At 74.0% G+C, this 26,231-nt stretch carries 21 protein-coding genes; 9 read left to right on the top strand and 12 right to left on the bottom strand.

Annotation, left to right across the window (positions count from 1 at the left end; translation table 11 throughout):
- A partial coding sequence (gene pcrA, locus AB0D67_RS28680; protein WP_362942544.1) for a DNA helicase PcrA occupies positions 1-2,270 on the bottom strand: 2,270 nt, incomplete at its 3' end.
- Positions 2,271-2,405: 135 nt separating this feature from the next.
- Here pcrA and AB0D67_RS28675 point away from each other — a divergent pair.
- On the top strand, positions 2,406-3,125 hold the full coding sequence (locus tag AB0D67_RS28675) for a PIG-L deacetylase family protein (protein WP_362942541.1): 720 nt from the start codon (positions 2,406-2,408) through the stop codon (positions 3,123-3,125).
- A 176-nt stretch (positions 3,126-3,301) separates the two neighbouring features.
- Here the strand turns inward: AB0D67_RS28675 and AB0D67_RS28670 are convergent, their stop codons facing one another.
- The 6 genes from AB0D67_RS28670 to AB0D67_RS28645 all read right to left on the bottom strand — a co-directional run bounded on the left by AB0D67_RS28670 (position 3,302) and on the right by AB0D67_RS28645 (position 9,149).
- The gene (locus AB0D67_RS28670) at positions 3,302-4,102 is read right to left on the bottom strand and encodes a CPBP family intramembrane glutamic endopeptidase (protein ID WP_362942538.1); all 801 of its coding nucleotides are present in this window, start codon (positions 4,100-4,102) and stop codon (positions 3,302-3,304) included.
- A gap of 170 nt (positions 4,103-4,272) precedes the next feature.
- On the bottom strand, positions 4,273-4,536 hold the full coding sequence (locus AB0D67_RS28665; protein ID WP_179819574.1) for a WhiB family transcriptional regulator: 264 nt from the start codon (positions 4,534-4,536) through the stop codon (positions 4,273-4,275).
- A 128-nt stretch (positions 4,537-4,664) separates the two neighbouring features.
- Complete coding sequence (locus AB0D67_RS28660) at positions 4,665-5,357, bottom strand: neutral zinc metallopeptidase (RefSeq protein ID WP_362942535.1); 693 nt, start codon at positions 5,355-5,357, stop codon at positions 4,665-4,667.
- A 214-nt stretch (positions 5,358-5,571) separates the two neighbouring features.
- On the bottom strand, positions 5,572-7,041 hold the full coding sequence (locus AB0D67_RS28655) for a glutamate--cysteine ligase (RefSeq protein WP_362942532.1): 1,470 nt from the start codon (positions 7,039-7,041) through the stop codon (positions 5,572-5,574).
- A gap of 187 nt (positions 7,042-7,228) precedes the next feature.
- Positions 7,229-7,867, bottom strand: coding sequence for a response regulator transcription factor (locus AB0D67_RS28650; RefSeq protein WP_362942529.1), 639 nt, complete (start codon positions 7,865-7,867; stop codon positions 7,229-7,231).
- A gap of 64 nt (positions 7,868-7,931) precedes the next feature.
- Entirely contained in the window at positions 7,932-9,149 is a 1,218-nt protein-coding gene (locus AB0D67_RS28645) for a PspC domain-containing protein (RefSeq protein ID WP_362942526.1), read from the bottom strand.
- Between the two features lie 143 nt (positions 9,150-9,292).
- Between AB0D67_RS28645 and AB0D67_RS28640 the strand changes: the two genes are divergently transcribed.
- Positions 9,293-11,185: a PspC domain-containing protein gene (locus tag AB0D67_RS28640; protein WP_362942523.1), complete on the top strand. Its 1,893-nt coding sequence runs from the start codon at positions 9,293-9,295 to the stop codon at positions 11,183-11,185.
- Complete coding sequence (locus AB0D67_RS28635) at positions 11,175-11,381, top strand: hypothetical protein (RefSeq protein ID WP_362942520.1); 207 nt, start codon at positions 11,175-11,177, stop codon at positions 11,379-11,381. The genes AB0D67_RS28640 and AB0D67_RS28635 overlap by 11 nt, the downstream gene beginning before the upstream one ends.
- A 141-nt stretch (positions 11,382-11,522) precedes the next feature.
- Here AB0D67_RS28635 and AB0D67_RS28630 read toward each other — a convergent pair whose 3' ends face one another.
- Positions 11,523-12,206, bottom strand: coding sequence for a hypothetical protein (locus AB0D67_RS28630; protein ID WP_362942517.1), 684 nt, complete (start codon positions 12,204-12,206; stop codon positions 11,523-11,525).
- Positions 12,207-12,537: 331 nt separating this feature from the next.
- Here AB0D67_RS28630 and AB0D67_RS28625 point away from each other — a divergent pair, with 331 nt between their 5' ends.
- The 4 genes from AB0D67_RS28625 (at position 12,538) to AB0D67_RS28610 (ending at position 17,790) form a co-directional block, all read left to right on the top strand.
- The gene (locus AB0D67_RS28625; protein WP_362942514.1) at positions 12,538-13,092 is read left to right on the top strand and encodes a (2Fe-2S)-binding protein; all 555 of its coding nucleotides are present in this window, start codon (positions 12,538-12,540) and stop codon (positions 13,090-13,092) included.
- 53 nt (positions 13,093-13,145) lie between these two features.
- Positions 13,146-15,563, top strand: a complete 2,418-nt coding sequence (locus AB0D67_RS28620; protein ID WP_362942550.1) for a xanthine dehydrogenase family protein molybdopterin-binding subunit — start codon at positions 13,146-13,148, stop codon at positions 15,561-15,563.
- On the top strand, positions 15,560-16,444 hold the full coding sequence (locus tag AB0D67_RS28615; protein ID WP_362942511.1) for a xanthine dehydrogenase family protein subunit M: 885 nt from the start codon (positions 15,560-15,562) through the stop codon (positions 16,442-16,444). Before AB0D67_RS28620 ends, AB0D67_RS28615 begins: the two co-directional genes overlap by 4 nt.
- 167 nt (positions 16,445-16,611) lie before the next feature.
- The gene (locus AB0D67_RS28610) at positions 16,612-17,790 is read left to right on the top strand and encodes an SRPBCC family protein (RefSeq protein WP_362942508.1); all 1,179 of its coding nucleotides are present in this window, start codon (positions 16,612-16,614) and stop codon (positions 17,788-17,790) included.
- A 172-nt stretch (positions 17,791-17,962) separates the two neighbouring features.
- Here the strand turns inward: AB0D67_RS28610 and AB0D67_RS28605 are convergent, their stop codons facing one another.
- The 3 genes from AB0D67_RS28605 to AB0D67_RS28595 all read right to left on the bottom strand — a co-directional run bounded on the left by AB0D67_RS28605 (position 17,963) and on the right by AB0D67_RS28595 (position 20,268).
- Positions 17,963-19,078 (bottom strand): CU044_5270 family protein, encoded by a 1,116-nt coding sequence (locus AB0D67_RS28605; protein WP_362942505.1) that lies wholly within the window; start codon positions 19,076-19,078, stop codon positions 17,963-17,965.
- Positions 19,075-19,614 (bottom strand): RNA polymerase sigma factor, encoded by a 540-nt coding sequence (locus AB0D67_RS28600; protein WP_362942502.1) that lies wholly within the window; start codon positions 19,612-19,614, stop codon positions 19,075-19,077. The genes AB0D67_RS28605 and AB0D67_RS28600 overlap by 4 nt, the downstream gene beginning before the upstream one ends.
- Before the next feature lie 123 nt (positions 19,615-19,737).
- Positions 19,738-20,268 (bottom strand): GNAT family N-acetyltransferase, encoded by a 531-nt coding sequence (locus AB0D67_RS28595; protein ID WP_362942499.1) that lies wholly within the window; start codon positions 20,266-20,268, stop codon positions 19,738-19,740.
- Positions 20,269-20,440: 172 nt separating this feature from the next.
- Here AB0D67_RS28595 and AB0D67_RS28590 point away from each other — a divergent pair, with 172 nt between their 5' ends.
- Together AB0D67_RS28590 and AB0D67_RS28585 are read left to right on the top strand one after the other, a co-directional pair.
- The gene (locus AB0D67_RS28590) at positions 20,441-23,803 is read left to right on the top strand and encodes a CDP-glycerol glycerophosphotransferase family protein (RefSeq protein WP_362942496.1); all 3,363 of its coding nucleotides are present in this window, start codon (positions 20,441-20,443) and stop codon (positions 23,801-23,803) included.
- Positions 23,800-25,029: a glycosyltransferase gene (locus tag AB0D67_RS28585; protein WP_362942493.1), complete on the top strand. Its 1,230-nt coding sequence runs from the start codon at positions 23,800-23,802 to the stop codon at positions 25,027-25,029. The genes AB0D67_RS28590 and AB0D67_RS28585 overlap by 4 nt, the downstream gene beginning before the upstream one ends.
- Before the next feature lie 155 nt (positions 25,030-25,184).
- Here the strand turns inward: AB0D67_RS28585 and AB0D67_RS28580 are convergent, their stop codons facing one another.
- The gene (locus AB0D67_RS28580) at positions 25,185-26,228 is read right to left on the bottom strand and encodes a sulfotransferase (RefSeq protein ID WP_362942490.1); all 1,044 of its coding nucleotides are present in this window, start codon (positions 26,226-26,228) and stop codon (positions 25,185-25,187) included.
- Positions 26,229-26,231 lie beyond the last annotated feature (3 nt).

Genomic DNA, 26,231 nt, shown 5'->3' with positions numbered 1-26,231 from the left:
CGCCGCCCGGCGACGACGGCCGGCTCGCCGTACGGCGTCCGCTGCCGCCGGTCGGCGCTGCCGAAGTCGATCTTCACCTTGGTCTTCTCCGCGACGCCGTCCACCGACACGACCGTGCCGAGGCCGAACTTGTCGTGGGTGACGCGGTCGCCGGGGATGAGGCTGGGGATCTGCCGGCCGCCGGGCTTCTTCGCGGGCGCGGCGGCACGCGGCTCCCGTCGGGTGGCCGCGCCCCAGGCGTTCTTCCCCGGATCGGTGCGCCAGTCGACCAGCTCACCGGGGATCTCGGAGACGAACCGGGACGCCGGGTTGAACGCGGGCGCCCCCCACGCGCTGCGCACGGCCGCCCGGGAGACGTAGAGCCGCTTCTGGGCCCGGGTGATGCCGACGTAGGCCAGGCGGCGCTCCTCCTCCAGCTCCTTGGGCTCGCCCAGCGAGCGCACGTGCGGGAAGACGCCGTCCTCCATGCCGGTGAGGAACACCACCGGGAACTCCAGGCCCTTGGCGGTGTGCAGGGTCATCAGCGTGACCACTCCCTGGCCCCCGTCGTCGGCGGGGATCTGGTCGGCGTCGGCCACCAGCGAGACCTGCTCCAGGAACTCCACGAGGGTGCCCTCGGGGTTGGCCTCCTCGAACTCCGACGCCACCGAGATCATCTCGTCGAGGTTCTCCAGGCGGCTCTCGTCCTGGGGATCGCCGGAGGCGGCCAGCTCGGCGCGGTAACCGGTGGCCTCCAGCACCTCCTGGGCCAGCTCCGACGGCGGCATGGTGGCGGCCTTGGCGGTCAGGTCGTCCAGCAGGGCGAGGAACTCCTTGATGGCGTTGACCGAGCGGGTCGCCATCCCCGGCGCCTCGCCGGCCCGCCGGAGCGCCTCGGCGAAGGGGATCCGCTCCCGGGCGGCGAACGCCTCCACCATCGCCTCGGCCCGGTCGCCGATGCCGCGCTTGGGCACGTTGAGGATGCGGCGCAGCGAGACGACGTCGCCGGGGTTGGCCAGCACCCGGAGGTAGGCCAGCAGGTCGCGGACCTCCTTGCGCTCGTAGAAGCGCACCCCGCCGACCACCTTGTACGGCAGGCCGGTGCGGATGAACACCTCCTCGAACACACGGGAGGCCGCGTTGGTGCGATAGAAGACCGCCACCTGGCCGGGCGTGACGTCCTCTTCGTCGGAGAGCCGGTCGACCTCCTGCGCGACGAACATGGCCTCGTCGTGCTCGTTGTCCGCGACATAGCCGACGATCTTCGGGCCGGAGCCCTGGTCGGACCACAGGTTCTTCGGCTTGCGGCTCTCGTTGCGCGCGATCACCGCGTTGGCCGCGGTCAGGATCGTCTGGGTGGAGCGGTAGTTCTGCTCCAGCAGGATCGTCTTGGCGTCGGGATAGTCGCGCTCGAACTCCAGGATGTTGCGGATCGTCGCGCCGCGGAAGGCGTAGATCGACTGGTCGGCGTCGCCGACCACGCACAGCTCCGCCGGGGGGATCCCGGCGGTGCCCTCCCTGACCAGCTCGCCGTCGGCGGTGCGCAGCTCGGGGGTGCCGACCAGCTCGCGGATCAGCGTGTACTGGGCGTGGTTGGTGTCCTGGTACTCGTCGACCATGACGTGCCGCCAGCGGCGGCGGTAGTGCTCGGCCACGTCGGGGAAGAGCTGGAACAGCGTGACCGTCATCATGATGAGGTCGTCGAAGTCCATCGCGCCGGCCTCGGTCAGCCGCCGCTGGTAGGTGCGGTACGCCTCGGCGAGCGTGCGCTCCAGGTGGCTCGCCGCCTGCCCGGCCGCCGTCTCGTAGTCGACCAGCTCGTTCTTGAAGTTGCTGACCTGCGCGGAGAAGGACCGCGGCGGATAGCGCTTGGGGTCGAGGTCCATCTCGCGGCAGACCATCGCCATCAGCCGCTGGGAGTCGGCCTGGTCGTAGATCGAGAAGCTCGTGGGGAAGCCCAGCCGCCCCGCCTCCCGGCGCAGGATCCGCACGCACGCGCTGTGGAAGGTCATCACCCACATCGCCGCCGAGCGCGGCCCGATGAGCCGGTCGACCCGCTCCTTCATCTCCCGGGCGGCCTTGTTCGTGAAGGTGATCGCGAGGATCTCCTGCGGCCGCGCGCCCCGCTCCTCCAGGAGGTAGGCGATGCGGTGGGTCAGCACCCGCGTCTTGCCCGACCCCGCGCCCGCGACGATGAGCAGCGGGCTGCCGTGGTGCACCACGGCCTCGCGCTGCTGGAGGTTGAGCCCGTCGAGCAACGGGTGGGTCACTGAGGCGGCTGGGATCGACACGTCACCTAGATTAGGCCGACCGGCAGACAACCGCGGCCCGCGCCCCGGAGGAATGCCCGCGGACACGCGGGAAGTTGCCAGAATCACGTACAGCTGGATATGAGCGGAAACCGGAAAGCATCGGAAGGGTCAGGCATGCTGTCTGAGAATGAGATAAACCGGGTGCTCGTCGTGACCGCCCATCCCGACGACGTCGACTTCGCCGCCGCGGGCACGATCGCCGGGTTCACCGACCGCGGGGTGGAGGTCGTCTACTGCGTCGTGACGGACGGCGACGCGGGCGGATTCGACCGCGAGCTGGACAACACGGGCATGGCCGAGCTGCGCCGTACCGAGCAGACGGCCGCCGCCAAGGCCGTCGGCGTGACCGACCTGCGCTTCCTCGGCCACCGCGACGGCACGCTGGTGCCCGGCCTGGAACTGCGGCGCGACATCACCCGGGTCATCCGCCAGGTGCGGCCCGACCTGGTGATCACCCACAGCCCCGAGCGCAACTACTCGTTCATCGCCCCCAGCCACCCCGACCACCGCGCGGTCGGCGCCAGCGCACTCGACGCCGTCTACCCCGACGCCCGCAACCCCTACGCCTTCCCCGAACTGCTGCGCGACGAGGGCCTGGACGCCTGGACGGTCCGGGAGGTCTGGCTCAACGGCGGCCCCTCCCCCGACCACTTCGTCGACGTCACCGGCGCCTTCGACCGGAAGATCGCCGCGCTGCGGGCCCACGCGAGCCAGGTCTCCCACGTCGAGGGCTTCGAGGAGTTCCTGCGGTCGCGCTTCTCCCAGACCGCGTCCGAGGCCGGGCTGCCCGAGGGCGGCTACGCCGAGAGCTTCCAGCGGGTCGCCACCGACTGACCGGCCGACTGACCGCTCGCCACCGACTGACCGCGACCCGGTCGCGTCCGGCGGGCCTGAGCCGTCCGGGTGCCCGGCATCCCCCGGACCGTACGGCTCAGGCCCGCCCAGGCCGCAGAGGGTTCCACTCAGGCCGTACGGAGGTCTCGCCCAGGCCGTGCGGCGGAGGCCCCCGCTCAGGCCGTACGGCGGGCCGTGCCGCCGGGATCGCCGGGGGCCAGCCGGGCGAACAGGTAGCCCAGCGAGTTGGTGGCGAGGTGCAGCAGCGCCGGCGCGGCCAGCCCGCCCCGGCGGCGCAGCTCGCAGAAGAGCAGCCCGGCGAGCGCGGTCGTCGCCACCGACCCGGCCACCACCCGCGCCGTCTCCACCGCCGTCCCGTCGGACGTCTCACCGGCCCCCTCGGCGGACGTCTCGGCGGACGTCTCACCGGTGGCCAGGCGGGTCAGCGCGGGGTTGGCGGCGGCCATGTCCGTCGCCGGGAGCACATGCCACAGGCCGAACAGCACCGAGGAGACGGCGGCCGCCACCCGGGGGCCGTGCGACCGGGCGACCAGGGCGGGCAGCACTCCGCGGAAACCGGCCTCCTCCAGCAGGACCGTGCCGAACGGCACCTGCAGGAGCGCCTCCTCCAGGACACGGGCGCGCGACAGCGACAGCGCCCGCTCGTCGCGGAAGAGAGGGCGGGTGGCCGGGAGGGCGATCCCCACCGCGTAGCCGCCGGCGACGGCCGAGACCAGGAGGCCGCCGATCCGCAGTCCCCGGGCGGGGTCGCGGAACCCGATCTCGGCCCAGGTGATCCCGCGGCGCCGGGCCAGGGCCAGCAGCGCGCCGGTGGCCGCGGCCGAGGTCAGCGGGGCCAGACGCGGCGCGACCCGGTTGTTGAGCACGTTGGCCGCCGCCAGCACGGCCACCGCGCCCGCGAGCGCGGCCCCGTCACCTCCGCCGCCCGCCTTCCGGCCCGCCCGCACCTCGCCCATGTCTCCCCTTCCGCCTGCTCACCTGCTCGCCTGCCGAACCTTCGCCCCGGACCGGTCCCGTCCGCGGCCGGCCCCGGACCGACCCTGCTCGCAGCCCGCCTCAGGCCGATCCCGCCCGCGGCCCGCTCCGGACCGGTCCCGTCCCCGGGCCGTCTCAGCCGGTTCCGGTGTCAGCCGGCCGCGGGCCGTCGCCATCCGGCGGGGAAGCGCAGGCCGCGCCGCTCCCGCACGGTCAGGCCGCCCCAGATGCCCTCCGGTTCCCCGCTCCGTACGGCGTAGGCCCGGCAGTCGGCCAGCACCGGACATCTGGCGCAGACCGCCTTGGCCCGCGCCTCCTGCTCCGCCGACTGGGTCAGCGGGAAGAACAGCTCGGGATCGCTCGCGCGGCAGGCGCCCCGTACGGCCCAGCCGATCTCGGGCGTCATCCTGCGCATTGCCCACCCCCCTGGTCGATCACCGGACCTCAGCGTAGGCCGCGCGCGGCGGTGCGGCATCAGCCTTCCGGCGTATTCACCGGTGATCCCGGCGGGTCCCGGCGGAACCTGACAGGACCGAGCGGGACTCAGCAGGAAGAGGTGCCCTCGTTGTAGCCCCGGGCGAAGACCTGCTGGCGCTGCTGCGCCGTACCGTGGGCGTCGGGGCGCAGCCAGTCGTCGGTGGGGTCTCCGGCGGCGGCGAGGTTGAGCAGCAGCTCGTCCTTGTCGCCCGGTTCGGCCTGAAGGGCGTTGCCCCTGACCAGGGCGCCCAGCGTGCCGCCCGCGTAGCAGTCGGCCTGCAACTCCCGCTGGATGCTCAGGCCGCCCGCGTTGTTCAGCTGGGCCTGCACGGCGTGCCCCAGCTCGTGCGGGATGATCACGTAGACGGAGCCGTCGCCCATCCGGTCGTACAGCCCGCGCATCCAGTTCTCGTCATAGGCGACGAAGTGCCCGAAGGGGCAGTAGAAGGCGTTGTCCGGCACCGCGGGCTGGTTGCCGCAGGCGGGGCCGTTCTGCCCGGTGTAGGGGATGAAGGCGCTGATGGGCCGGTAGCTCATCCCGGCGGCGGCGAAGGTCTGCTTCCAGTACTGCTCGCTGAGCCCCCTGGCCAGGCTGACGTCCGACTCGAAGTCCTGTCCGAGCGGGGAGGGCGTGGTGGCCTCGACGCTTCCCCGGTCGTCGCCGGGCCGCTCCCCGCCGCTCCCCGTGGGTTCGCTGCCGCAGGACACGGTGACGGCCAGCAGGAGGAGCGCCAGGACGACGCGGCGGAAGGTGCTCATGTCCCCATCGTGGCCCAGCGGGCGGCGGCATGCGGGGTACACGCGCGATTACACTCCGGCGCGTTCGCTGATCACGACGTGCGGGACGGGCGGGGCCGGTGGGACAGGCGGGACGGGCCGCGCGGGACAGGCGACCCGGCGGAGCGAGGGGGGCCGGTGGGCGGGCGGGCCGCGCGGACGGACGGGATCATGAGGACCGGATCAGGGGGCCGGATCAGGGGGACGGCCAGGTGTGCACGGGCTCGTTGGTGTGCATGTGCTCGACGTAGCTCAGGGTCATCCGGCGCAGGGCCTCGTGCCGGTCGGCGCCGCCGTACGCCTCCACCGTCTCGGTCTGCCAGTGGGCCCCGGTCCTGCCGGTCACGCAGCGCCGCTCGATGATGCCGAGGAGGCGGTCGCGGACGGCCGGGTCCACCTCCCACCGGTCGAGCCCCTCATGGGCGAGCGGCAGCAGCCGCCGCAGGACCAGCTCGGCGGCGGCCACCTCGCCGAGCCCCGGCCAGTAGAGCCGGGCGTCCAGGCCGTGCCGGGCGGCGGCGTGCAGGTTGTCGGCGGCGGCGGCGAAGGACATGCGCGTCCACACCGGACGCTCGGCGTACGGCAGCACCCCCATGAGGCCGTAGTAGAAGGCGGCGTTGGCGGCGATGTCCGCGACCGTGGGGCCCGCGGGCAGCACCCGGTTCTCCACCCGCAGGTGCGGGACGTTGCCGACGACCGCGTAGACCGGCCGGTTCCACCGGTAGACGGTCCCGTTGTGCAGGGTCAGCTCGCCGAGCTGCGGGGTGACCCCGCGGGCCAGTTCCTCGCGGGGGTCGGCGTCGTCGCACAGAGGCAGCAGCGCCGGGAAGTACCGGGCGTTCTCCTCGAACAGGTCGAAGACCGAGGTGATCCACCGCTCCCCGAACCACACCCTGGGCCGCACCCCCTGCGTCTTGAGCTCCACCGGGCGGGTGTCGGTGGCCTGCTCGAAGAGCGGGATCCGGGTCTCCTGCCAGAGCCTGCGGCCGAACAGGTACGGCGAGTTGGCCGCCACCGCGACCTGGGGGCCCGCGATGGCCTGCGCCGCGTTCCAGTTGGCGGCGAACGCCTGGGGGCTGATCTGGAGATGGAGCTGGAGGCTCGTGCAGGCGGCCTCGGGGGTGATGCTGTCGGCGTAGACGTCGAGGACCTCCTCGCCCTCGATCAGCAGGTGCAGGTCCTCGCCCCTGGCCGCGAAGACCTGCTCGTTGAGCAGCCTGTAGCGGGGGTTGGCCGACAGCGTGCCCTCGTGCACGTCGCTCTCGCGCAGCGTGGGCAGGATGCCGACCATCATCAGGTGCCCGCCGACCGTCCGGGCCCGTTCCTCTGCGTGGTTGAGGCGGTCGCGCACCACCTTCTCCAGCCGGGCGACGCCGTCTCCCGACAGGGCCTCCGGGCTGACGTTGATCTCCACGTTGAACCGGCCGAGCTCGGTGCCCCAGTCAGGCTGCGCGATCGCCGCCAGCACCTCGGCGTTCCTCATGGTGGGCTCGCCGCGCTCGTCGACGAGGTTGAGCTCTATCTCCAGCCCGGCCCTGGGATGGTCGAACTCGAACCGGGACTCCCGCAGCATCTGCACGAAGACGTCGAGGCACCGGCGGACCTTGTCGCGGTATCGCCGCCGGTCCTCCCGGCTGAACACCATCGCGGGTACGTCACGACCCATACTTCGCAGAGTCGCATATAAGCAACAAGTCGTACAGAGCGGGTCTCGTTCCCAGGTCAGAACCGGTCCGGACCCGCCGCACCTCCGGACCGTCACGGCGGTGCGGACCGTACGGCAGGCGGACGGCGGCCCCGTCAGAGCAGGCCGGCGCGGCGGCCCCCGTCAGAGCGGGAGGGCGGCGGCCCCGTCAGACCAGGCGGCGCGCGGTGGCCCAGCGGGACAGCTCGTGGCGGTTGGAGAGCTGGAGCTTGCGCAGCACGGACGAGACGTGGGTCTCCACGGTCTTCACCGAGATGAACAGCTCCTTGGCGATCTCCTTGTAGGCGTAGCCGCGGGCGATCAGGCGCAGGACCTCCCGCTCGCGCTGGGTCAGCGAGTCGAGCTCGGGGTCGATCGGCGGGGCCTCGCTGGAGGCGAAGGCGTCCAGCACGAAACCGGCCAGCCGCGGCGAGAACACCGCGTCGCCCTCGGCCACCCGGCGGATCGCGTCGGTGAGCTCGCGGCCGCTGATGTTCTTGGTGACGTAGCCCCGGGCGCCGCCACGGATCACCCCGATGACGTCCTCGGCGGCGTCGGAGACCGACAGCGCCAGGAAACGGACCTGCGAGCCCGCGCCCAGGACGCGGCGCAGCACCTCCTGGCCGCCCCCGCCGGGCATGTGCACGTCGAGCAGGACCACGTCCGGCGTCAGCTCGCCGATCGCCCGGACGGCGGACTCGACGTCCTCGGCCTCGCCCACCACCTCGATGGAGTCGCCCAGCTCCGCGCGGACCCCCGAGCGGAACAGCCGGTGGTCGTCGACGATCAGAACCCTGATGGCGCCCATGCACCCTCCCCAACGCGCCTCGCGGACCGCCCGCGCCGGCCACCGCCGCTCCGGGCCCGCTCGGTCACGCCTTCTCCAGCTTCATGGTCAACATGACTTCGGTGCCCTCTCCGGGCTCGGTCCGGATGCGGGCGCCGCCTCCGTTGCGCTCCATCCGGCCGATGATCGACTGGCGGATGCCCATCCGGTCCTCGGGCACCTGGTCCATGTCGAACCCGGCGCCGCGGTCCCGGACGAAGACGGTGACCTCCTCCGGCTCCGCCTCGGCGTAGACGGAGATGACGGAGGATCCGGAGTATTTCGCCGCATTGACCATAGCCTGTCTGGCCGCCTGCATCATCGACGACAGCTCGGGGGTCAGCGGGCAGTCGCCCACGCAGACGACCTCGATCGGGACGCCGTGCGCGTCCTCCTCCTCGGCCGCGACCCGGCGCACGGCCGCGGCCAGGGACGCGTCGGCGTCCTGCTTGGGCTGGTAGAGCCAGTTGCGCAGCTCACGCTCCTGGGAGCGGGCCAGCCGCGCCACCTCGCGGGGATCGTCGGCGTTGCGCTGGATCAGCGTCAGCGTGTGCAGCACGGAGTCGTGCACGTGCGCGGCCACCTCGGCGCGCTCCTCCTGCCGGATGCGCTCGCGGCGCTCGCGCTGCAGTTCCTTCCACAGCGCGGCCAGCCAGGGGGCCGCGATGAGCGCGACACCGCCGACGACGACGAGCGTGAACACGATGCCGGGCCGGGCCGCGTCCAGCTCGTCGGTGGCCACCAGGAAGCCGATCGCGCCCACGACGACCAGCACCAGACCGGCGAACGTGCGCACCCGGTTCCGGCGCACCTGGCCGACCGTCGTGCTCATCCAGCGTCGCCGCCGGTCGGGGTCGGCCTGCTGCCACAGGATCAGCGAGCCGATCCCGCCGACCGCGATCGGCCAGGCGCCGATCCCGCCCGTCCGGGCGCCGGTGAGCCAGCCCAGCGCCAGCAGCGCCAGCCCAACCGCCGCGTAGGAGGCGACCTGACTCCAGTCGCGGGCGGGCTCCTTGCCCTCGTACGGCTCGCGCGACGTGAACAGCCACAGCGCCGCGTACGCCACCGCGCCGATCCCGTCCAGGACGGTGAGCAGCACGAACGCCAGCCGCAGCACGACGGGGTCGAGCCGCAGCTGTGCGGCGGCGCCCTCGGCCACCCCGGCGACCAGGCGTCCCTGGACGGGGCGCACCAGCCGGGGGAAGGGGGCGGGCTCTCCGGAGGTCACCGGGGCCGCGTCACGAATAGTCTCTCGGTCAGCCATATCGTCTGCATCGTCACATGTGAGAGTCTGCCAGCGCATCAGGCGTTCCCCTGATGCGACCCTGACGGCGGCCCGCATCCTCGGGGACCGTTCAGGGGTGTCCCGGATGCGGCCCGGGAGGCGGGAAGGCCACGATGGGTGACATGACCGATTCCGGGAACGCCCACGACCCGGCGAGCCCCCCCACCGGCTCGTCGTCCCACTCCGCCTCCGGGACCGGCCCGTCGTCCCCCCTCGCGTCCGGCGAGCGGGGACCGCTCCGGCGCAGCGACGAGGGCCGCATGCTCACCGGCGTCTGCGCCGGTCTCGGCCGCCACGCCGGCGTCGACCCGCTGCTGTTCCGCATCGGCTTCGCGATGCTGGTCCTCGGCTCCGGCATCGGCATCATGCTGTACGTGGCGGCGTTCCTGCTGATGCGGGAGCCGGACGGCGGCCCGGGATACATGGAGCAGTGGACCCGGCGGTCCTTCGACGGCGAGACCGTGCTGGCGCTGCTGGCGGGGGTGTTCACCCTCGGCCTGATCGTGAACGTGTCCTCCGGCGGCATCGGCACCGGAACGGTCGTGGTCGGCACGCTCTTCGCCATCGCCCTGATGGCCGCGCACGCGCGCGGGGCCGACCTGCTGGCCACGATGCGGTCCCTGCCGGAGCGGCTGCGCGGCAGCCGCGTCCCCGCCGGGTCCGGCACGCCGTACGGTGACCCTCGCGGCCCCCACGGCGGCCCGTGGCACGAGCGGCACGCCGGTCCGTACGGCGGGCCCCTCGCGGGGACGGCCGTCTTCGACCCGGCCGGGTCGTCCGCCTTCGGCTCGGAGGCGCCGCACGCCGCGCCGCGGGAACCGGCCGCGCCGGCCCGGCCCGCCGGGAGCCGCCCCGCGGCGGCGCCGGGCGCGTCCGGGGTCACCGAGCGCCTCCCGGAGCCCGCCGCCCCGCCCGCCGAGCCTCGGCCCGAGTCCGTGACCGCGGCCTCCCCCGCCGAGCCCGTGACCGGGACCTTCCCCGCCGGGCCGCCCGCCGGGGACTCCCCCGCGGAGCCGCGGACCGAGGCGTTCCCCGCGACCGGCCCGGTGCCGGAACCGGCGTCCGCGTCCTCCGCGGGGCCGTCCCGCGAGGACGACCGGCCCGCCGGGCCGTGGCCCGGCGAGGGCGACCGGCTCACCGGACCGCCGTACCCCGGCTCTCCGGCGGGGCCGGCCACCCCCTCCTACGACTCCTCCGGCGAGCCGTTCTCCCCCTACGGGCCCTACCGGCCGCTGGACCCCCACATGCGGCAGCCGTACGACCGCCGCTACGGCGGCCCTCCCGGCGACTACGGCGCCCCCTACGACCTCTCCCTGATCGGCGGGCCGGTCGAGACGTCCGCCCGGCGCGAGCGGATCGAACGGGCCGACCGGCCCCGGCGGCCCAGGTCGTTCGTGGCGGGCGTCACCCTGATCCTCGCGCTGATCGTCGGCGGGCTCACCCTGGCGGCCCACCCGGCCTTCGGGACGGCGGACATGACGGCCGCCGTGACGACCGCCGGCGGCGCGGCGCTGATCACCATCGGCTGCGGTCTCCTCGTCGCCGCGTGGTTCGGCCGGGGTGCGGCCCTCGTCGCGGTGGGCACCCTCGTCTCGATCGCCGTGGTGACGGCGTCGCTGCTGACCGGCATGCCGGGGCGCTTCGGCACCTACGAGTGGGCGCCCACCACGATGTCGGAGGTCACCGAGGAGGGCGGAGGAGGCTACGCGATCGGCGTCGGCGACGGCACCGTCGACCTGAGCACGCTGCCGCTCCCCGCGGGCTCGCGCACGCTCGTGGAGGCGTCGGTGACGATAGGCGAGATGGAGGTGATCGTGCCGCCGACGGCACGGGTCGAGGTCGAGGGGTACGCCAAGGTGGGCGATGTGAAGATCGATCAGATGACCCAGGGCGGCACCGGTGTCCGGCACGTCAGGGTGCTGGAGCCGGAGGTGCAGCCGAAGGGCGACGTGGCGACCATCGTCCTGCGGGTCAGCGCGGGCATCGGAGACGTGGAGGTGCGTCGTGCGGCCTGAGGTGGAGCGGCCCCGCCGCGGACGGGTGCACCGTACGGACTGGATGGCCCTGCTCAGCGGCATGATCTTCATCGCCGCCGGGGTCGTCCTCATCGGCCGGCCGTCGATCGAGCCGCTGATCATGCTTCCGGCCGTCCTGGGGGGCCTGGGCGTCGCGGGGCTGATCACCATCCTCGCCCGGCTGATCCGCCGCTGACCGCTCCGGTGTCCCGGAGGCGCCGGCGGGTCCGAGGGTCATGGGTGAACACGTGTCCGCTCCTCGTCGCAGCACACGTCCGCCCGGGTACGGCGGGGCTCCGCCGTACCCGGGCCGTCCGGCCGCCGTCAGCCGTCACCGTCAGCGGGCCGCGTCCACGGCCACCGATCCGGCCGCCGCTGCGGACGCCGTCCCGGCCGGGGCGATCACGCGGCCGTTCGCCCTCCACAGCTCGTACGCCAGCCAGAGACCGCCCGCGGCGAGCAGCGCGCCGTGCGCGATCCGGATCGCCGGCGAGCCGTAGAACTGCGGGATGAACAGGACGAACCCCACCGCCAGCGGGACGCCGCTCCACCGCGGGAGAGCACCGGAGCGCCGGATCTCCACCGCCGCCATGACGACGCCCACGGCGAGCAGCGCGAGGCCGGCGGCGAACATGGCGACCGCCGCGGGTGTGAAGCGGAACTGGTCGACGAGCTCGATCAGGCCGGCGTCGTGGTCCCGTACGGCCCGCGCCCCGATCACCCGCAGGCCGAACGTCTCGGCGCCGTAGTAGGGCAGCGTCAGCCCCGCGCCGAGCCAGGTCACGACCGCGGCGGGCAGGAGGCGACTCCGGCCGAGCACGAGGTAGAGGCCGAGGATCCCCAGCGAGACGAGGACGAACCCGACCGACGCGGCCAGGTGGACGGCCGTCCAGGAGGGGGAGGCCATCGCCGCGGCGCCCTCCAGGGTGCTCTCGTCGGCGTAGGGCCGGGCGGCCTGGTAGATCAGGAAAAGGACGCCGCCTGCGGCGAAGGCCGAGGCGGTGAGCCGGGCACGGTTCATGGGGGGCTCCTGGGACCAAGGGGAGGAACAGCGCTTCTTTGCGAGAGCAATGCTCTCACTATTGAGCGCCAGACTCAAGAGCGGTGCTCTCTTTTGTGACCAACAGTCCTCCCCTATCGTCCGGGACACGGCGTCCGCCTGGGAGCCGGACGATGACGACCGGACGGGCGAGGCCGATCGCCGCGTCCGCGGCCCGCGCACCGGGGAAGCTGACCTTCCGCTGGCGTGAACCCCGGCTTGGCGAAAACCTTGACCGGGCAGGACAGGGGCGTACGTTCACTGATGTCGGCTTCCATCTCTCCCGCCCCTCAGGGGCGTGCCTGGAGGACGTATGCCTCGGATCACCGTCAGCGTCGACGGAGTCACCTACGAGGAGGAGGTCGAGCCGCGCCTCCTCCTCGTCCACCTGCTCAGAGACCGCCTCGGCAAGACGGGGACCCCCGTCGGCTGCGACACCGGCAACTGCGGCGCCTGCACGGTGACGCTCGACGGCCGCAGCGCCAAGAGCTGCTCGGTGCTGGCCGTACAGGCCGACGGGAGCGAGGTCGTCACGGTCGAGGGCCTGGCACAGGGCGGCCGGTGGCATCCCATGCAGGAGGCCTTCCACGCCGAGCACGCCCTGCAGTGCGGCTACTGCACCCCGGGCATGATCATGGCGGCGATCGACCTGCTCCGCGACGACCCCGACCCCTCCAAGGAGGACGTCCGCCGGGGCCTGGAGGGCAACCTGTGCCGGTGCACCGGCTACACCAACATCGTCCGGGCGGTACGGCGCGCCGCGGCGGAGATGGCGCGGGCGCCGGGCGAGCGGGCTTCGGAGGAAGGGGCTCCGGAGGAGCGGCCGTCCCCGGGGACCTCCGGGGAACGGGGGGTGACCGCGTCATGACCGAGGAGCTCGACGCCGGCCTGATCGCCGCACGGATCGCCGAGAGCGACCAGATGAACGAGCCCTCCGCCGCGCGCGAGGTGGGCCGGGCGCGCAGACGCAAGGAGGACGCCAGGCTCGTCACCGGCCGGACCATGTGGACCGACAACATCCAGCTCCCGGGCATGCTGTACGTGGCGTTCCTGCGCAGCCCCATGGCGCACGCCAGGATCACCGGGATCGACGTCTCCGCCGCGCGCTCCCGGCCCGGCGTGGTCGCCGCCTTCTGCGGCCGCGACCTCGCCCACGAGCAGGGCAGCCTGCCGTGCGCCTGGCCGGTCACCTCCGACATCGTCATCCCCGACCACCCGCCCATGGCGGTGGACGAGGTCCGCTACCCCGGCGAGGCGGTGGCCTGCGTGGTCGCCACCGACCGGTACAAAGCCGCCGACGCGCTGGAGGCCATCACGGTCGACTACGAGCCGCTTCCGGCGGTGCTCGACATGACCGAGGCGCTCGCCGAGGACGCCCCGAAGGTCCACGAGGCCGGGAACCGCGCCTTCACCTGGAAGTTCGCCGGGGGCGACATCGACGCGGCGTTCCGCGACGCACCCGTGGTGATGAGGCGCACCTACGTCCAGCAGCGCCTCATCCCGACCGCGATGGAGCCCAGGGCGGTCGTCGCGACCACCGACGGCGACGGCTTCACCCTCTACTCCGCCACGCAGATCCCGCACATTCTGCGCGTCATGCTGGCGATGACCACCGGCATCCCCGAGCACAAGCTGCGCGTGGTCGCCCCCGACGTGGGCGGCGGCTTCGGCTCCAAGCTCCAGGTCACCGCCGAGGAGGTGCTCGCCCTGCTGCTGGCCCGCAGGCTCGGCAGGCCGGTGAAGTGGACCGAGTCCCGCTCGGAGGGCAACCTCACCGTGCACCACGGCCGCGACCAGCTCCAGCGGATCGCCGTCGCCGCCGACCGCGACGGGCGGATCAGGGGCGTGCGGGTGGAGCTGCTCGCCGACATGGGCGCCTACCTGATGCTGGTCACGCCGGGCGTGCCGCTGCTCGGCGCGTTCATGTACAACGGCATCTACAAGATGGACGCCTACGACTTCACCTGCACGGGCGTCTTCACCACCAAGATGCCGACCGACGCCTACCGGGGCGCGGGCCGTCCCGAGGCGACCTTCGCCATCGAGCGGGCGGTGGACGAGCTGGCCTGCGAACTCGGCATGGACCCCGTCGAGTTGCGGCGCCGCAACTGGATCACCCGCGATGAGTTCCCGTACACCACGATCGCCGGGCTCACCTACGACTCCGGCGACTACGAGGCCGCGACGGAGAAGGCGCTGGCCGCGTTCGGCTACGACGGGCTCCGGGCCGAGCAGGCCGTCCGGCGCGAACGGCGCGACCCGGTGCAGCTCGGCATCGGTGTCTCCACCTACACCGAGATGTGCGGGCTGGCGCCGTCGCGGGTGCTGGGCTCGCTCAGCTACGGCGCGGGCGGGTGGGAGCACGCCGCGGTCCGGCTGCTGCCCACCGGCAAGGTCGAGGTCGTCACCGGCACCAGCCCGCACGGCCAGGGGCACGAGACGGCCTGGAGCCAGATCGCGGCCGACGCCCTCGGCGTGCCGTTCGAGGACGTCTCGGTGCTGCACGGCGACACCTCCGTCTCGCACCGGGGCATGGACACCTACGGCTCCCGGTCGCTGGTCGTCGGCGGCGTCGCCGTGCTCGCCGCCTGCGAGAAGGTCAAGGAGCGGGCCCGCGAGCTGGCCGCGCACCTGATGGAGGCGTCCGCCGACGACATCGAGTTCGACGGCGGGAGGTTCCTGGTGCGCGGGACCGACGAGGGGCGGACCATTCAGGAGCTGGCGCTGGCCTCCTTCGCCGCGCACGACCTGCCCGGCGGTTTCGAGCCCCGGCTGGACGCCGAGGCGACCTTCGACCCGGACAACTTCTCCTTCCCGCACGGCACCCATCTGTGCGCGGTCGAGGTGGACACCGAGACGGGCCGGTGCGCCATCCGGTCGTACGTCGCCGTGGACGACGTGGGCTCGGTGGTGAACCCGCTGATCGTCGAGGGCCAGGTGCACGGCGGAATCGCGCAGGGCATCGGCCAGGCCCTGTTCGAGGAGGCCGTCCACGACGCCGACGGCAACCTGGTCACCACGACGATGGCCGACTACCTCATCCCGTCCGCGGCGGACCTGCCGGAGTTCACCACCGACCGCACCGAGACCCCGGCGACGAGCAACCCGCTGGGCGTCAAGGGCGTCGGCGAGGCCGGGACGATCGCCTCGACCCCCGCCGTGGTCAACGCGATCGCCGACGCGCTGCGCCCGTACGGCGTGCGCGACGTGCGGATGCCGTGCACGCCGGAACGGATCTGGCGGGCGCTCGCCGAGGCGGAGACCGCCGTCCCGGTCCCCTCACCCACGTCCGAGTCCAAGTCCGCGTCCGTGTCCGCACCCGAAGGAGGCTCCCGGTGATCCCCGCGCCGTTCGACTACATCCGGCCCGCGTCGGTGGAGGACGCCTGCCGGGTCCTCGCCGACGCCGAGGCCGCCGGTGACGAGGTCAAGGTGCTGGCCGGCGGCCAGTCCCTGCTGCCGCTGCTGCGACTGCGGCTGGCCTACCCGTCCGCGCTGGTGGACCTCGGGCGGCTGCCCGAGCTGCGCGGCGTGGAGGACCGCGGCGACCACGTGTACATCGGGGCGCTCACCACGCACGACGAGGTGATGCGCTCCGGCGTCGTGCGCGAGCACGTCCCGCTGGTCGCGCTGGCCACCGCCACCGTGGCCGACCCCGCCGTACGGCACCGCGGCACGTTCGGCGGGTCGATGGCCCACGCCGACCCGGCCGGCGACCTGCCGGCCGTCGCCCTCGCGCTGGACTGCGTGTTCGTGGCCCGGTCGGGTGACGGCGAGCGGGAGATCCCGGCCGCGGAGTTCTTCGTCGACTACCTGGAGCCGGCGCTGGAGCCGGACGAGGTGCTGCTCGGCGTCCGGGTGCCCAAGCTGGGGCCCGGCTGGGGCTTCCACTACGAGAAGTTCCACCGGACCGCCCAGGCGTGGGCGACCGTCGGCGTGGCGGCGGCCGTACGGAGCGGCGACGGCGGTGCGATCGAGGAGACGCGGATCGGGCTGACCAACATGGGCCCGACCCCGGTGCGGGCCCATGTGACCGAGGTCGCGCTGCGCGGCGTCGTCCCCTCCCCCGCCGGCTCCAATGGGAGCGACCCGCTCCGGGACGCCTGCGCCCAGGCGGACGCCGGCACCTCGCCCCCTGCCGACCTGCACGCCCGGCCCGACTACCGCCGGCACCTGGCGCGGGTGCTGACCCGCCGGGCGGTCGGAGCCGCGCTCGGCTGAGCCTCCGGGAGTTCGTCTCCCGGCGGACGGGGCAGACAAATGGGTGGAAGCCGCCGGTCCGGCGCGGGCAGGTCCGCGCCGGACCGGAGACCGGCGGATCCGGCCGGCGTGGTTGGTGCGGTTGGTGCAAATTGGCCCAGGTTGGTCCGGCGACGAGGAGTGGATCGATGGCGATGCGGTTCGAGCACGAGTTCACCGTTCCGGTTCCGGTCGAGCAGGCGTGGTCCGTGCTGCTCGACGTCGAGCGGATCGCGCCGTGCCTGCCCGGGGCCGCGCTGGAGAAGGCGGAGGGCGACTCCTTCACCGGCCGGATGAAGGTGAAGGTCGGGCCGATCACGGTGATCTACCGGGGAGAGGCCGCGTTCGAGAACATGGACGAGGACGCCCGGACCCTGACCCTGCGGGCTTCGGGCCGGGAGACGCGCGGCTCCGGCACGGCGAACGCGACGGTCACCGCGCGGCTGCGCTCCGATGACGCCGGCGGCCCGGCGGGCCCGGCGGATTCGGCCACCCGGGTCGTCGTCGAGACCTCCTTCAACGTGACCGGCCGCCCCGCGCAGTTCGGCCGGGGCGTGATGGGTGAGGTCGGGGCGAAGCTGATCGACAGGTTCGCGGCCAACCTCGCCGCGCTGCTGGAGGCCGGCGAGGCGGGACCCGCCACCGCGGACACCGTCCCCCTGACGCCGGTCCCCGCACCGGAGTCCGCCGTCCCGGAGGAGGCCGGGGAGGCCGGGGAGGCCGGGGAGGCCCCACCCGGCCGGGTGACCGGCGCTCCCGAGTCGGCCGTCCAGGGAACGACCGGAGCGCCACGGACGGACGGCCGGGGCACGGCCGGGGCACCGCAGGCGAACGGGCAGGGCACGACCGGGGCGCCCGGGACGGGTGGCCAGGACACGGACGGGACGTCCGAGGCGGACGGCCGGGGCACGCCGGGCCGGGACACACCAGGCCGGGCCGCCGACAGCCGGGGTGCCGACGGCCGGAAGGAGACGGCCCGCCACCTCACCGCCGTGCCCTCCCCGACCGAGACGCCCGAGGGGACCGAGGCGACCGAAGCCACCGAGGCGAAGGAGCCGGAGCGGCCGGACACGCCGGAGACGGCCGAAGCCCCCGTGACCCTGGCCCCGGTCACGGAGCTCCCACCGGCCGGCGCCGAGCGGGCCGCCGGCCGGGACTCCCACCCGGCCGGGACCTCCCGGACCTCCCTCACCCCCGACGAGGAGGCCCTCGACCTGATGGAGATCGCCGGCATCCCCCTGCTCAAGCGCGCCGCCCCGCTGCTGGCGGCGGTGGCGGGCCTGGCGGTCGCGGCCTGGCTGACCCGCAGGGCCCTGCGCCGCCGCTGACCCGCCCGCCTGCTCGTACCTCTTCCGCCCCGTCTCTCACGGCGTCTCTCACGGCGCGGGCCGAGGGCACGGCGGAGGTCACGCGCCGTCGTACGGCCTGCTCGGCCCGGACGCCCCGCCACCGCCCTTCAGCTGTGTCGGACCGGGCCGATCCGGACGGCGTACGGCCTGCTCAACCCACGCACCCCTTCCACCTGTTCCTCCCGCCCAGATCGCATCCCTTCGGAACGGCCGGCCCGTCATCGGTCCAGCCGAGCCGTTTGACCACCGTGGAGTACAGGCGACCCCACGGAAACACCTGCTGAACCGCCAGCGGGTCACCCGTCTCCCGGTCGATGACGAGCTGCTTCTCCAGCTCGCCCGGTCCTCCTCCGCGCAGGATGGCCACCCCCACCCGTCCGTCGACGTCCCGGACCCCGTCCACGACCCGGGCTCCGGGGAGCCCGGCGAGCACGCGGTAGACGGCCGCCCTGGTCCCCGGGGTGGCCGGGGTGTGCAGGAGGAGACTCTCACCGAGCCCCCACAGCCAGTCGTCCCGCTCTGCGGCCTCCGCTCGCAGCGTCTTCGCGCGCCGCGGATCCTTCATGTGCTTCCACTCGGCGTGCCAGTACGACAGGAGCCTCTCCCTCAGCGCCGCGGGGTCGCGGGGAAGGTCGCGGACCTCCCGCCCGTTCAGCTCCAGGGTCGCCCGCTGGAGCAGCGCCTCCGCGTCGGAGTGGACGTACTGCGTCTCCCCGGTGGGGACCATGTCGTTCCCGCAGTCGGTGTCCGAGCCGCAGAGCCGGGGCGAGCCGGCCTTCTCCCACTCGGCCCGGTCGGCGGCGGTCACGGGCCGGGTGCCGAGTCCGCTCTCCACGGTGACCAGGTCCCGGCCCGACCCCACCCACGCGGTGTACCCGACACGTTCATCGGCGAGGAACGTGTGCCCCTCGACGCTGATCCGCCTCCGGATGACCTCTTCCGTCTCCCCGCGCCAGTACCGGCGCCCGGTCGCCTCCGGCCGCCGGGCAAGCCGGTCGGCGGCGGCGGCGAGCACCTCCTCCGGGTTCACCCGCGTCACCGTGACGGCCGGCCCGGACGGGTCACCACCGAGCCTCGGGACGGCCACGACCGCGACCGCGCCGATGACCGCGGCGGTCGCGGTCGCCGCCGTCAGAATCCCGGCCCACCGGGGGATCCTCCGGTGCCGCCGTCCGCCCAGCACCCGCGCCCTCGCCTCGGCGACCTTCGCCGGGCCGGGCGGCGTGACGTCGGGCATCACCGCGTCGACGAGCCTGAAATCGTTCATCGGACCTCCGTTCCCAGCGACGTGTGCAGCTTGTTCCTGGCCCGGCTGAGCCGTGAGGCCACGGTGCCGTAGGCGACTCCGAGCGCCTGGGCGACCTCGTCGTAGGTCAGGCCGCCGTACGCGACGAGCAGCACCACGTCGCGCTCGCCCTTCGACAGGCCGGCCAGCGCCCCCGAGAGCCGGCCGACCGTCACCCCCGCCGTCACACGGTCGGCGACCCGCTGGTCGTGGCCGTCGTCGTCGGGTGGCGGGCCGGTTCTGGCCAGCGCCCGGTAACGCCGTACCTCGGCCCGGCGGTGGCGGCCGATCAGGTTGGTGGCTATGCCGTACAGCCAGGGACGGACGCCGCCTCTGGCGGGGTCGAACCGGTGGCGGCGGCGGAAGGCGACGAGGAAGGTCTCGGCGGCGAGGTCCTCGGCGATGTCGAGGTCGAGCCGCCGCCCGATGTAGCGGCGGATCTCCTCGTAGTGCGCGTCGAAGACGGCGCCGAACCGCTCGGGATCGGCGACCGACGTGGCGTCGGGGACGGTGATCATGCAAGGGTCTCCCTTGCCGGAAGGACGGGACGTCTCTTCTTGCCCTTCACCCACCACCCCCTTCCCGGGTTTTTTCGGTCGCGCCGTTCCGGCCGGGACCCGTGCCGCCCGGAACGGCGCGGTTCACCCCTGCCGGGTGAGGCTGTAGTGGGTCTCTTCGATCGGGGGGTGCGGTTCGGGCAGCGGATGGGTGCCGGTGCGGCCGGACGGGACGAAGCCGAAGCGCTCGTAGAAGCGCCGGGACCGGTCGTTGCGGGTCGCGACCCACAGGCCGATCTCCTCGTGCCCGGCGGCGCGCAGCCGGGTCACCGCGTCCGCCAGCAGGGCCCGGCCGAGTCCGGCGGACTGCGTCTCGGGCAGCACGTAGAGGGCGAAGACCTCGCCGCCGCCGATCTCCTCGTCCCGGCAGCGGTTGAAGTTGACGAAACCGGCGACCTCACCCCCGGTCTCGGCGACCACGAGCGGCGTGCGCCCCTCGGCCAGGGCATTGGCCAGCCCCCGCTCCATCTGGGCCACCCTGTCGGGGTCGACCCCGAGCGCGTCGAGGTAGTCGTCGGGCATGAGGCCGCGGTAGGCGGTCCGCCACGTCGTCACCCGCACGCGTTCCACGGCCGCCACGTCATCGGGGGCACCGGTTCTGATCTTGAAGTCCATGCCGGAATGATCCGGTGTTCGCCGCACGGGGGCAACGGGATATCGCGACACCCGGCCGACCGGCATGGGCGTGGGCAGGTCCGGACGCATCCTGACGAGTTCGGGTAAAAAGTCCGGTACGCAATGGGCAAACCCCACGAAACCTCTCGTCTGCTAGGGAACACCTCGAAATGTGATCAATTCGCCGGACTGCAGCGTGGTCGTCATCACCTTCGACGACGCCGTCCGCCTGCCCCGGGCCGTCCGGTCGGCGCTGGACCAGTCGCTGCGGAACCTCGAAGTGGTCATCGTGGACGACGCGAGCACCGACGGCACGGAGCGGGTGGCGCGCGAACTCCAGAGGGAGGACCCCCGGGTCCGCTACCTGCGCCGCGACGTCAACAGCGGCGGCTGCGGCGCCCCGCGCAACCAGGGGACGGCGGCGGCCCGCGCGCCCTGCGTGATGTTCCTCGACAGCGACGACCGGCTGACCCGGCACGCCTGCAAGAGCATGCTGCTGGAGGCCGAGCGGACCGGCGCCGACTTCGTCACCGGGCAGATCTCCCGGCTGTACGAGGCGAGCGGCCGGACCCGCCCCTACTACCCGGACCTGTTCGCCCGGCGCAGGACCGTCGAGGGGATCGCCCGCGAGCCGGAGATGTTCCTCGACTCCTTCAGCACCAACAAGCTCTACCGGGCCGAGCTGCTGCGGCGGCTGCCGTTCCGGGAGGACCTGCACTACGAGGACCACGTCTTCAGCGCCGAGCTGTACTGCGCGGCGCGCCGGTTCGCCGTGGTCCCGTGGGTCGTCTACCTGTGGCACCGGGTCCCCGCCGGCGGCCCTGGCAGGCCGTCGATCTCGCTGCGCATCACCGACATGGACAACGTCCGGCACCGGGTCCGGGCGGCCCGGCTCAGCGACGACGTGCTGCGCGGCAACGGCCTGGGCGACCTGGTGCCGGACCGGCGGCGCCGGTTCCTCCGGCAGGACCTGCGGGTCTACCTCGACCCGCTGCCGCGCCGCGATCCGGCGTGGGCGGCGGAGTTCGCCGCGGTCGTCGGCCCGTACCTGGCGGAGTTCGGGCCGCGGGAGTTCGCGGGCATCGACCCGGTCGTGCGGGTCTGCTGCCGTCTCATCGTCGCCGGGCGGGCCGACGAGCTGGTGGTCGCCGCCCGGTCGCTCAGCGAGCCGAAGCCCCCGCCGCGCTTCGCCGTACGGCGGGACGGGCGGACCTACTGGGCCCTCGGCCCTCCGGGGACGGACGGAGCGGTCGGAGGGGGCCGGGAGCGGGCCCCTTCCGGGGAGCCGGTGCGGGCCGGGGAACCGGGCACCGCCGCGCCGGCCGGAGGACGGGAGACGGACACCGCCATACCGGCCGGGAAACGGGAACCGGACACGACGATCCCTCCGGAGGAGCTGGACATCACCGCGCTGCGGATGGCCGAACTGCCGTACGGCGCCTCCCGGCTCCGTCACGAGGCGGCCGTGACCCGCACCGGCACGGACACCGGCGAGGCCGCGGGCACAGGCGCGGGCACGAGGACGGACGCGGAGGCGAGCGCGGGCGTGGTCGTGGAGGCGGAGGCGGGCGCGGGCGGGCGCACGGGTACGGAGGTCACCCTGACGATCCGTACCTACGACCCGTTCGGGGTGCTGGCCGCCAATCCCGGCTGGCGCGCGTACCTCGACGTCGCGGGCCGCAGGACGCGGCTACGTCCGCGGCGGCGGGACGACGGCGTCCACGTCAGCGAGGTGACCGTGGACCTGGCCGTGCTCGGACGCTGCCGTACCGGCGCCGGGCCCCACCGGCTCCACGGGCTCCACGGGCTCCACCGGCTCCACTGGCTCCACTGGCTCCACTGGCTCCACTGGCTCCGCGAGCTCGGTCACGATCCGCGGGTCGTGGTCGTCCGCCCCGACGGCCGGTCCACCGCCGACCCGCTGCTCGCCGACCCGGGAACCGGGCCGGTGACCGTCACCCTCCCCTGGTGCACGGTCGTCCTCGGGCCGGAGGGCCGGGCCGGGTTCCTGCGGGTGCGCCGCCGGCGGCGGGGTGTGCTGCGGCCCGCGGCCCGGGTGGCGCGGATCGGCCGCGCCGCCGTACGGCGGGCGGTCCGGCGGGCCGGGGACCCGCGGGTCAAGCTGCGCGTCTACCGGTTCCTGATCAGGGCGGTCCCTCCCCGCCGGGACCTGGTGCTGTTCGAGTCGGACGTCGGCGCCGGATGCACCGGCAACCCCCGCTACGTCTACGAGGAGCTGCTGCGGCGGCGGGCCCCGTTCACCATGGTGTGGTCGGTGGCGCGGAACCGGCGGAACTTCCCGGCCGGCGCGCGCCTGGTGCGGCGGATGAGCTGGCGGCACGTGTGGACCATGGCCCGCGCGGGGTACTGGGTGGACAGCCACGGCATGCCGCTGGACTTCCCCAAGCCCGCCCACACCCGCTACCTGCAGACCTGGCACGGTCAGGGCATCAAGACGGTCGGCTTCGACGCCCCGGACCTGCGCGCCGACTTCCCCGGGCCGCGGGCGCGGTGGCGGGCGGCGGTGGCGCGGTGGGACGCGCTGGTCTCGCCGAGCGCGGAGTTCGAACGGATCTTCCTGCCGTCCAACGGTTACCGCGGCCCGGTGCTGCGGTACGGCTCGCCCCGGTGCGACGTGCTCGTGCGCGGCGACGACGAGGCCGTACGGCGGGTGCGGGAGGAGCTGGAGATCCCGCCGGGGCGGAAGGTCCTGCTGTACGCGCCCACCTACCGGGACCACGCCATGTTCTCCGGCCGGTCGATCCGGGCCGACCTGGAGCTGATGGCCCGGGAGCTGGCCGGCGAGTGGACGGTGGTCCTGCGCCCGCACCCCGTCGAGCGCTACGCGGTGCCCCGGCACCTGCTCCACTTCGTCCGCCCGGCCGGATCGTATCCGGAGGTCAACGACCTCATCCTGGCCTCGGACGCGCTGCTGACCGACTACTCGTCGCTGATGTGCGACTACGCGGTCACCGGACGGCCGATGCTGTTCCTGATCGACGACTGGGACGAGTACCGGCGTCTGGAGCGGGGCGTCCTCCACGACCTGCCCGCGATCGCCCCCGGACCCTGCCTGACCACGACGCGGGAGGTGGTGGAGGCCATGCGGGACCTGCCGGCGGTGTCGGCGTCGTTCGCCGCCCGGTACGCGGAGTTCCGCGCGCTGTGGTGCGCGGAGGAGAAGGGGCACGCCGCTTCGAAGGTCGTCGACGCCTTCTTCGGCGTCCCGCCGGAGCCCGGTTCCGGGCAGGACGGTCGCGGCGGGGACGGGCGGGCCCGCCGGCCGTCCCCCGGGCGGCTCCCGGCCCGGAACGGCGTGGCCACGCGCGTCCTCATCCGTGCGGGCCTCCCCGTACGACTCCTGACCCGGAACGGCGTGGCCACGCGCGTCCTCGCCCGTGCGGGCCTCCCCGTACGGCTCCTTACCTGGACCGGTCTGTCCAGATTCGCCGAGACCCGGCTGATCGGACGGTTCCCGGTCCGGCGCGGCGCGTTCCGGGCGGCCGGGACACGATTCCGGAGGACCGGGCGATGACGTCGGTGGTGTTCGCGTGCCTGGACGCCGACACGCTCGGCGGGATCCAGCGGGTCACCCACACCGTGGCGCAGGGCCTGGCCGGGCGGGGCTACGACGTGCACGTGGTGGGACTGCACCGCGCCGAGACCCCCGTCCGCTACGTGGACCGGCCCGGCTATCGCCACCACGTGATCCACGCGACGCCGCTGGGCGCGGGCCGGGTCTCCCGGACGGCCGCCCGGCGGGAGCGGCGGCGGCTGCGGGAGGTGTTCCGGCGGGCGGGGCCGGGTTTCGCGGTGCTGACCTCACCGGGCGTGGTGCCCCGCGTCACCGGTGCGCTGCCGGACCGGCTGCTGCCGATCGGCCAGTACCACGGCTCCTACGAGCACGCGCTGGGCTCCTGGCACCTGCGGGCGATCCGCGACCGCTACGGCGCGCTGGAGGCGGCGGTGTTCCTCAGTGAGGACGACGCGTGGCGGTTCGCCGAGCAGGCGCCGCTGCCCAACGCGTGGGCGATCCCCAACCCGCTGCCCGGCCGGGCGCACCGGGCCTCCGGGTTGGACGGGCGGCGGGTGCTGGGGGTGGGGAGGCTGGAGGGGGTCAAGCGGTTCGACCGGCTGATCTCCGCCTTCGCCGAGGCCGTCCGGACCGTGGACGGCGGGCCTCCCGGCGGGCCACCGTACGGCGAGGCGGCGGCGCACGGCGCGGAGACGGACGGCAGGGCGGCGGCGCACGGCGCGGAGACGGACGGCGGGACGGCGGCGCACGACCCGGCGGGTGACGCGCCGGGCGGGCGGTGGGAGTTGCACCTGGTCGGGGACGGCGCGGAGCGGGAGCGGCTGCGCGAGCACGCGGCGGCGTGCGGGGTGGCGGACCGGGTGGTCCTGCGCGGCGCGGTGCCCGCCTCCGGCATGGAGCGCGAGTACCTCGCCGCGTCGCTGCTGGCCCTCTCCAGCGAACACGAGGGGCTGCCGCTGGTCGTGGGCGAGGCGGCGTCCTGCGGTGTGCCGGCGGTGGCGTTCGACGTGTCGGGCGGGGTGCGGTCGCTGGTCGTCCACGGGCGGACCGGACTGCTGGTCCCCCCGGCCGACGTGTCCGCCCTCGCGGCGGCGCTCGCCCGGCTGATGGCCTCCCGGGACGAGCGGCGACGGCTGGGCGCCGCCGCCCGCGCCCACGTCGAGGCGTTCCGGCCCGAGCGGGTCCTGGACCGCTGGGAGGACCTGTTCGCGCAGGTCACCCGTTGACCGATCGGCCGGCCACCGTACCGTCCGGGTGTCCCGCGGTCGTCGGCGCGGGCGGGACGGCGGAGCGGCGGGCCGTACGGGTCACCCGGCGGTCGTCGGCGCGGGCGGAGCGGCGGGCGTACGGGTGACCCGTTGATCGGGGCAGGCCCGACGGGTCACCCGTTGACCGAGACGGGCTCGGTGCGCGGCTGCGGCACCCCGGCCAGCACGATCTGGGCGGAGGTGAGCCGCGCGCCCAGCGGGTTGGGCTCACGCAGCCGGATCAGCCGGTCGAAGGCCACCCGCTTGACCCGGGCCAGCTTCCGCTTGGCGGCGGTGCGCTCGTAGGCGACCATCCGCGCGGCGTCGGTCCTGGGCGCCCCGCTGAGCTCGTAGCCGTAGGCCTGGAGCCGCTCGCCGAGGACGCTCTCGCACAGGGAGACCTCCCACGGGTCGAGGCGGTCGCGCCAGGAGCCCGTCCTGGCGGTGGTCACCTCGTCGTGGGTGCGCGAGTGCCAGGTCTTGCGGTCCGGGACGGCGATGTCGGCCACCCGCTGCGGCTCGCACATCGCCGGGTCGTAGTCCTCGCCGAGGAACTCGCACAGCCTGCGCAGCTGGGCCTCCGGCGCCGAGGTGAGGTCCTCGTAGCGCAGCTCGTGGTAGCTGCCCGCGGGCAGCTTCGGGGCGCCGTGCCGGGCGAAGTCGATCGCTTCGGCCCACGCCGCCACCGCGCTGTAGACGGTGCCGTTGTACCAGGGCATCTCCTTCAGCGACGCCACGCAGTCACGGCCGTCCCTGATCAGGTGGACGAACTGGGCGTCGGGGAAGAGCCGCAGCAGCACCTCGACGTGCTGGAAGTACGACGGCCGCTTGTCGCCCCAGCGCGGCTTGCCGTGCCGGGCCGCGTAGGAGCGCAGCACGATGCCCAGCGCCGAGCCCAGCGTCGGCGGGCCCTCGGCGATCTCCTCGATGACCTTCTCGCCGTCCAGTCCCAGCTCGTGGAAGCGGGACTGGCGGCGGTTGACCACCCACTCGGCCAGCTCGCGCCTGCGCGCCGGGTCCTCCAGGTCGCCGAAGTGCAGCCGCCGCTGGTAGGCGGTGACCATGAACCGGGTCTCCGGGGGGATCGCGATGCGGCGGTGGGCGTGTGTCATGAGCTGGAGCAGCGTCGTGCCCGAGCGGGGGCAGCCCACGATGAAGATCGGCCGGTCGGATTCCATCGG

The organism is Streptosporangium sp. NPDC048047 (genome assembly GCF_040653115.1).
GTDB lineage: Bacteria > Actinomycetota > Actinomycetes > Streptosporangiales > Streptosporangiaceae > Streptosporangium.
The sequence above is the reverse complement of the archived record's forward strand: the minus strand, read 5'-3'. Positions and strand labels throughout refer to the sequence as shown.